1 protein-coding gene is annotated in these 1201 nt (G+C 54.6%); it reads left to right on the top strand.

Going from position 1 to position 1201, the window contains the following annotated elements; translation table 11 throughout:
- Positions 1-1155, top strand: a 1155-nt coding sequence (locus tag NKJ08_RS38720; RefSeq protein WP_352786402.1) for a M24 family metallopeptidase, incomplete at its 5' end; no start/stop codon positions are given.
- Between the last annotated feature and the right edge of the window lie 46 nt (positions 1156-1201).

Raw genomic sequence — 1201 nt, 5'->3', positions numbered from 1 at the left:
ATGCCAGCATTTACCCAACAAGAATATCGCGAACGCACGAATCGACTTCGCCAACAGATGGCGGAGCGTGGCATTGACGCACTGCTCGTCCTAAACGAGTCAAATATGAACTATCTGACTGGTTATGAGGGGTATTCCGATTACGTCCCGCAACTGGTTCTCGTGTGTCAGGACGAAGAAGATCCGTGGTTGATATTGCGCGAGATCGATACCTTCTGCGCAACACCGACGTCGTACCTGCCCCAATCGCGCGTCCTAAGTTATCCGGAGAAATACATTGGTTCGAGCCAGCGCACGCCATGGCAACCGATTGCTGATCTGGTCAAGGAGCGTTGGAAATCCGGTCGGATTGGCGTCGAAATGGGGGCAAAAATACTTGGCATGAAAGCTTATGCCTCGCTTTCCAGTCATTTGGATCTTTCAAACGCTGTCGATGCTGATGGAATGATTGCCACGTTGCAACGAGTGAAGTCGCCAGCGGAACTCGCCTACATGGAGCAGGCTGGAAAGATTGCCGATAGGGCGTTGCAAGCCGGCCGGATCGAGATTGCCGTTGGCGCGCGCGAATGTGACGTAGCTGCCGCGGTGCAAAGTGCTCTCATTAAAGGAACCCCAGAATTTCCTGGCGGGCCTTGCTATGGTGCTCTTACTATGCCGGTTGGCTCCCCAGCCAATGCACCGCATCTCAAGTGGTCCGATGCCAGCTACAAGATGGGCTGCCAGACCAATTTTGAGATTGGTGCATTCCGACACCGTTACGTCTGTGCATTGTCAAGGACGATCTTTTTGGGGGAGCCGAGCGCTCGCGCACAGCACTTACATCGAGCGGCGTTGGACGGCTTCCTCGCGGAAGTCGACGCAATACGGCCGGGAGTGAAGTGCTCCGATGTTTCGCATGCGTTTCAGCGGGCATTCGAACCCTATGGCGTACGTAAAGAGTCCAGGAGCGGTTACTCCACTGGTATCGACTGGGGTGCTGACCTCAGCTTCAATCCCGACGATCACACCGTTATCGAACCTAACATGACCTTCCACGTCCTTGTCGGCATTTGGGAGAAGGATGACGGCTACATCTTCAGTGAGACTGTCCGCGTGACCGAGAACGGTGTCAAGTCGTTGAGCAACATGTCACGCGACATCCTGGTAAATTATTGACTTTCTCGGACTGCGATGCCAGCGCACCGCCAATAACCCGCGCCGG

The organism is Mesorhizobium sp. M0244 (assembly GCF_040321795.1).
In the GTDB taxonomy this organism is placed as follows: Bacteria; Pseudomonadota; Alphaproteobacteria; order Rhizobiales; family Rhizobiaceae; genus Mesorhizobium.
This window is presented reverse-complemented; position numbering and strand designations above follow the sequence as displayed.